Here is a 5,981-nt window from a genome sequence, read left to right as displayed (position 1 = left end):
AAAGTCATGGTTTTTATTGCCGTCATTTATTTTAACTCAAGAACAATCTGGTCTTTCTGTAGAATTATTACAAGCCAATCAAAAAACAAAGACTTTGGTTCCTTCTAATTTAAGTGAGAATTATAAAAGTAATGTCACAGCAAATAGAAATGATTTAAGATTTTCTTTATTTGAATCTATTGTCATTCCTATTACAAATAAATATTCACTTTCTGCAAATATGAATGCTTGGGTTTCATTCTCTCAAGCAAATTCAAATATGGATTGTAATTACCCAGGTGCTTCAAATACCTGTAATAATAAATTTCAGGAACAAGAAAAATCAATATATGGATATACTTTCTCATTGCAAAACAAATATGAATTTTTAATTCATTTTATGCGTTATACTTTAAGTATGAGAAGACCTTATTTAAATGAGTTTTATGGCGCACCTGAAGGATTATTGCCAAATATTAATTTGTTACCTGAGAGTAGTAAAAAATTTGAAACAGGTTTTCGAACTTTATTTGGAGAAATTGGTTACTTTCATGCTGATGATACCAATTTAATTTTCTTACAACAAACAAGTCCTAATACTTCTCAATATCAAAATATTGAAAATGGTTATAGAGACGGTATGTATATAAATTCTGATTATTATATTTTAGATTTTTGGAAAGTATATTTTTCTTATCAATATTTAATTTCAAAAATGATTATAGAAAATGAAGAAACCTATGTTCCAAGGAGTGCAAAGCACTACATAAATACAGGGACAAACTTTGAAAATATTTTGCTTGGCTATATATTAGATTATCAAGCGTTATTTGGATCTTATTTTAATATGAATTGGCAAAGCCCTTTTTATTTAGATTATGCAAACATAAATGAAATGGATGTTCCTCCTCTCTATAATGCAGGTATTTCTTATACTCTAACAGATAAATTGAATTCTCAAAATTATACCATTTCATTTGATATTTATAATATTTCAAATGAAACATATTCTTCAGTTTCGAATTCTACTGGCTTTATTCAGCAAATGCAGACAAATGGTTATATTGGTTATCCTCCTCCGGGTCGCAGATTTTATATTTCTTTTATAGGTGAGTTTTAATATGATAATAAACAAATTAATTATTGTTTCCCCATTTTTATTGACAACTCTATTTATTGCTTGTGGAAAAAAAAATAACATAAATCCCGAATTGAAAATTTCAGATACAAATTCTTATTTTGTGACAAATAAATGGGGAGAATTTAGTAATTTATACAGTTTTGATTTTGCAACAAATAAAACGAATCTTATTTTATCGCGGCCTGCAAGCGGGGATCCCGTTGTATTTCAAAAATATGATAGTTTAAATAAAATTCAAGGAATTTATTTTGCAGAACGTTTTTCAACTACAAAACTTTCTCGTGTTACTTATTTTTCTTCAATGTCAAAAAATTCTGGGATTGAGCATACTCAATTTCCAATGAATTTATATAATATTATTTCAGTAGATGATAATATAATTGGAATTGGATATGATAGAGGTGAAATCATAAAAACTGACTTATCTTTACAAAATACAATATTAAAAAGCACACAAATATCAAATTTAGAATATCAAGATTTAGAAAATCCATTAAAATCTGAAACAAATGTTACTTCCCTATTATATGCATATGGAAAAGTTTATCTTGTTTCTATTGGTAATTATAAAGATAAAAATATAAAGCCGACAATTTATCAACTTTCAGATGACTTACAAACAGCAGAAAAAATAGGTGGTGTTTCTGATTGTTTTAATGCTTTAAAACAAGTGAATGTGATTGATAAAAGTAAATTGGTTATTTCTTGTAATCCCTACCCAAATACTCAAGTTGCTAAAATGAATTTATTTTTGATAGACGTTTCCACAATTAAAGATCGGGGAAGTCCTTTAATAAAAGAAATCATTTCAAAAGATAGAGATGAAAATGGAATTCAACAGTTTGAAATTGGAGGAATTTCCGAAGATAAAAATTCTATTTTTGTAACGGAACGTAAAAAAATTGATAATCAAGACTGGAAAAATAGCGTCATTATTTCTTCTTATTGGATAGATTTATCTTCACCTGAAAGTATTACTATTAATGATATAACAAGGCAAACTCCAGTGAACTCAGTAGCGGGTTCTGTTACTTATAACTATGAAGCGAAATCTTATTTATTTAGTTGTCTTTTAGATGCTTCGAATTCAACTTGTATAAAAAGTAAGGGTGCTGTATCTCAAAGCAGGAATGCTAAAAATAGCGTTCAAATTGATTTTGGTATAAAGGGAGTTGATGAAATTAAATTTCCAACCCCTGTTTTTTAACAGAAAGAATAAAAACAAATGAATTTATCCTTGCTATTCTATTGTCGAGCTGGCTTTGAAAACGATTGTGCATCTGAAATAATGGAATACGCAAGCGCTAAAAACATTGAGGGCTTTGTTAAAGCAAAGATAAATACAGCCCATGTGCTTTTTCAAGCTCATAATCCTCAAGAAATTGTCACATTATGGAATGATTTGCAGCTAAACGATCTTGTATTTGCAAGGCAAGTTTTATTAACTTCTCAATTATATTCAGATCTTCCTGAAAAAAATAGAACCATACCTATATTTAAAGCATTTGAAGAAAATTTTTCATTTATTATAAATGAAAAAAAATATTTAGATGATCTTTTTATTGAAGCACTTGATACAGATGAACATAAAGAAGTGCTCACATTTTGTAAAAAATTTACGAGTCCTATGCTCTCTGAATTAAGAAAAAAGGGATATGTCATTGGGGATAAAAACCAACGAGCTCTGAGATTACATCTTTTATTTTTAACAGGTCAGTCTTGTTATATTGCCCTTTGCGCTCCTAAAAAAGCCTCTCAATGGTTTATGGGGATTCCTCGTTTAAAGTTTCCAAATGATGCCCCAAGTCGTTCCACTTTAAAGCTAGAAGAGGCCTTTTTTGTCTTTTTTAATGAGAGTGAACGTGAATTACGTTTGAAGCAAGGGGTGACAGCAGTCGATCTTGGTTCATCGCCAGGGGGGTGGACTTATCAATTTGTAAGGCGAGATATCTATGTTATTGCTGTTGATAACGGAGAAATGAACTCAGCTCTTATGAAAACAGGATTGGTTGAGCATTTAAAAGAAGATGGATTTAAATATCGCCCTAAAAAACCAGTTGATTGGATGGTTTGTGACATGGTTGAAAAACCAAAGCGAATTGCAGAATTAATAACGGAATGGGCTGTAAGAAAGCTTGCTAAAGACTTTATTTTTAATTTGAAACTGCCAATGAAAAAAAAGCACTTAGAAGTGAAAGAATGTTTAAATATAATTACCCAAGAATTGAATTTAGAAGGTCTTTCTTATAAATTAAAATGTAAGCATTTATACCATGATCGAGATGAAGTTACTGTTTGGTTATCTTTAGGATAGTTTTTTATTCATCTTTTATTCATTTGATTCCTGTTTTTAAGTAACATGCAAAAGGAGTTGAATAATGACTTATTTTAATCATAAGAATAAGATCTTTAGGTCTATTTTTTTGTTGTTACTTAATTTTTTTAGTTGTTCAATTTATGCTGAAAATAAAATTGTTCTTTATGAAGGGGATAGCCTTCCGCCATACGCCATTCCAGAATCTGATTCTGGGGCAAGTGTTGAAATCATACGTGAAGCCTTTAAAACTCAAGATTATTTAGTTAAATTTATATATGTACCCATAACAAAATTAGCAGATGATCTTGATAAGGATCCACAGATTGATGGTGCCTCACGAAATATCTCTAAAAAAGCAGACCCAAATAAATTTTCAAATAATTATATTAAATTTCATAATTGTGTAAACACTTTAGAAGAAAATAATTCAATTAAAAATATGGATGATTTATCAAAATCATCCATTATTGCTTTTCAAGGAGCAAAATTATATTTAGGAAAAAAATATAATGACGCTGTTTCGTTAAATAGGAGTTATCGAGAAATTAATAATCCTTTAACTCAAACGAGTCAGCTTTTATTAGGAAGAATAAATGCAATTGTTTCTGATATCTATATTTTAAATTATAAAATAAAAGATTTTATTAAAATGTTCCCTGATATTAAAATTAAAAGCGATAAAATAAAATGCTCTATTTATCTTAATAATAAAGCATATAAAGCTTATTTTAAAAATAAAAAACACAAAGATTTATTTGATTTAGGTCTTGCAAAAATAATAAAAAATGGAAAGTACTCTATGATACTTAAAAAATATAAGATAGATGACACTTTAAACAAAAACTAATGTGGCATTTCAATAACAAAACAAGTATTTTTAGTGTTTGTATCTAAATAAAACTTTCCATTGTGTTCTTCAATTATTCCTTTAGCAGTACTTAATCCTAGTCCTGAACCCGTTCCTACTTCCTTTGTCGTAAAAAAAGGTTCCATGATTTTCATCTTGAATTTCTTTTGGAATACCAGGGCCAGAATCTAGAATACATATTTTAACAAACTTTGCTTCATTCTTAATTTTAATTTCTATAATTTTTTTATCGGATTTTTCTAATGCTTCATAAGCATTCATTAATAAATTTAATATAACTTGACTAAATAAAGTTGGTTTGCAATTTATAAATATTTCGCTCATTCTATAAGTATGATCATACTTTATTTCAATAACTTTCTTTTTAAATTTTTCTTCACACAGTAAAAGAGTATCTTCTAAAATTTTTAAAAAGGAAACTTTATCCTTTTTTTCATACTCAGAATTTTTTGTAAATTGGCGTAAGCTTTTAACGACTTTTGCAATTCGATTTGATGCATTTAAAATGATATTGAGATCATTTATGACTTCATTTTTATTTATTTCTTCATTTTGTGTATATGAATCTGATAAAAGTTGTATTTTGCCAATAATAATCATCAGTGGATTGTTAACTTCATGAGCAACACCAGAAGACATTTCTCCTAATGAAATCATTTTAGAATTATGAATAAAAGCTTTTTGATTATCAACAATTTTCTGGTTTTGTCTGCGAAGTTCAAAAAGTTTTATGACTTAATTCGAGAGAGCTTTTAAAATGAGTTTTTGCTGATCATCTAATTTACTAGGTTTCGAATCGATAACACAAAGGGTTCCTATTTTATGCCCAGATGGAGTAATTAAAGGAGCTCCCGCATAAAAGGTAACATTGGGTTTATTTACAACTAAGGGGTTGTCTTTAAAACGATCATCATTTAGTGCATTTTCAATAACAAAAACTTCATCTTGATATATGGCATGACCACAAAAAGAAACTTCTCTTGGTGTTTCGTCTGCATTTAAACCTTGTTTAGATTTAAACCACTGTCTATTTGTGTCGATTAAACTTATTAAAGCAATAGGTGTTTTGCAAATATAAGATGCGATTAATGTGATTTCATCGAGATCAATTTCGGGGGGAGTATCTAGGACATTATAATCTTTTAATGCTTTAAGACGTTCTTCTTCATTTTCTTTAATAGGAGCTTTTAGCATGAAGAAATTCCCTAAGATAAGTGTAATATTTTATCTTAGGTTAAAAAGTAACAAATATCAAAATTTATAGTAGTTTATTTTAGTTTAATAAACTATAGTTGTACTCTGCAGATTTAAAATCAGAAATAAGTTTTTGAACATCATTTAGAGAAGTATTAAATGAGGTAACTAAACGTATCGTGCAACTTTGATCTTTTAAGTTTTCAGAGAAAGTATAAAAATGGTAATTTTTAAAAATTTCATTTTTTAATGCAATAGGCAATTGAATAAAAATTTGATTTGTTTCAACTCGATTTATTATTTTTAAATACCTGCAATCTAAAAATCCCATTTCAATTTCTTTTGCCATTTTATTTGCATTTAGAGCGTTAGATAACCATAAATCATTTTGGAAATAGGCAATAAATTGAGCAGGAATCATGCGCATTTTAGAAAATAACTGCATGGATTGTTTTTGGATATAACCAAAATCTTCTAATAAT

The 5,981-nt window shown here is 28.1% G+C and carries 7 protein-coding genes and 1 pseudogene; 4 read left to right on the top strand and 4 right to left on the bottom strand.

What is annotated here, in order from left to right:
- The 4 genes from ACIQ56_RS13550 to ACIQ56_RS13535 all read left to right on the top strand — a co-directional run.
- Positions 1 to 1,099 (top strand): hypothetical protein (locus ACIQ56_RS13550; RefSeq protein ID WP_397601581.1); only part of this gene is annotated, 1,099 nt, incomplete at its 5' end.
- 1 nt (position 1,100) lies between these two features.
- Positions 1,101 to 2,327, top strand: coding sequence for a hypothetical protein (locus tag ACIQ56_RS13545; protein WP_397601580.1), 1,227 nt, complete (start codon positions 1,101 to 1,103; stop codon positions 2,325 to 2,327).
- Between the two features lie 18 nt (positions 2,328 to 2,345).
- Positions 2,346 to 3,434, top strand: coding sequence for a 23S rRNA (cytidine(2498)-2'-O)-methyltransferase RlmM (gene rlmM, locus ACIQ56_RS13540; RefSeq protein ID WP_397601579.1), 1,089 nt, complete (start codon positions 2,346 to 2,348; stop codon positions 3,432 to 3,434).
- Positions 3,435 to 3,498: 64 nt separating this feature from the next.
- Positions 3,499 to 4,284: a substrate-binding periplasmic protein gene (locus ACIQ56_RS13535; protein ID WP_397601578.1), complete on the top strand. Its 786-nt coding sequence runs from the start codon at positions 3,499 to 3,501 to the stop codon at positions 4,282 to 4,284.
- Here the strand turns inward: ACIQ56_RS13535 and ACIQ56_RS13530 are convergent.
- The 4 genes and pseudogenes from ACIQ56_RS13530 to ACIQ56_RS13515 all read right to left on the bottom strand — a co-directional run.
- Positions 4,281 to 4,430, bottom strand: coding sequence for an ATP-binding protein (locus tag ACIQ56_RS13530; RefSeq protein ID WP_397601577.1), 150 nt, complete (start codon positions 4,428 to 4,430; stop codon positions 4,281 to 4,283). The genes ACIQ56_RS13535 and ACIQ56_RS13530 overlap by 4 nt on opposite strands.
- A complete protein-coding gene (locus ACIQ56_RS13525; protein ID WP_397601576.1) occupies positions 4,366 to 4,944 on the bottom strand; it encodes a sensor histidine kinase in 579 nt (192 codons plus the stop codon). Before ACIQ56_RS13525 ends, ACIQ56_RS13530 begins: the two co-directional genes overlap by 65 nt.
- A 96-nt stretch (positions 4,945 to 5,040) precedes the next feature.
- Positions 5,041 to 5,499 (bottom strand): GAF domain-containing protein, encoded by a 459-nt coding sequence (locus ACIQ56_RS13520; protein WP_397601575.1) that lies wholly within the window; start codon positions 5,497 to 5,499, stop codon positions 5,041 to 5,043.
- 79 nt (positions 5,500 to 5,578) lie between these two features.
- Positions 5,579 to 5,981, bottom strand: a pseudogene (locus ACIQ56_RS13515) (hypothetical protein); the annotation flags it as partial.

This window comes from Silvanigrella sp. (assembly GCF_044369315.1).
Classification (GTDB): domain Bacteria; phylum Bdellovibrionota_B; class Oligoflexia; order Silvanigrellales; family Silvanigrellaceae; genus Silvanigrella.
The sequence above is the reverse complement of the archived record's forward strand: the minus strand, read 5'-3'. Positions and strand labels throughout refer to the sequence as shown.